This window comes from Zobellia sp. B3R18, from assembly GCF_018860715.1.
GTDB classification, from domain to species: Bacteria; Bacteroidota; Bacteroidia; order Flavobacteriales; family Flavobacteriaceae; genus Zobellia; species Zobellia russellii.
The window spans coordinates 1-310 of sequence record NZ_JAHKQG010000003.1 but is presented as its reverse complement, the minus strand read 5'-3'; the positions used below and the strand labels follow the sequence as shown (position 1 = coordinate 310).

The following is a 310-nucleotide window of genomic DNA, read 5'->3' as shown; positions in this document are numbered from 1 at the left end:
CGGTCAGGACCGGCATCCGCTAGGGGAGCTACGTTTTGTGCGGCATCCACCGTAACGTTCACGGTATAGTCCAATGTAGTGTTGTCCTCGGCGGTTACGGTGTAGATTACATTGTTGGTGAAGTCAGTGGGGGTCCCTGAAGGTGGGTTGACAGATTGTCCGAAAAACTCAATAATAGGGGACAGTGCGGTTACGTCCGTTCCAAAAGGCAAGGTCACCGATATATCCGTACCGTTGAATGTTCCCGATACCCCATCAATCACAAAACTATCAATTGATTTTTCGCCGTTGGTTTCCGTGACAACGTTCA

General features: G+C 49.7%; 1 pseudogene. It reads right to left on the bottom strand.

Features of this window, described 5'->3' with window-relative positions:
• Nucleotides 1-310: pseudogene (locus KO513_RS00955) on the bottom strand (hypothetical protein); the annotation flags it as partial.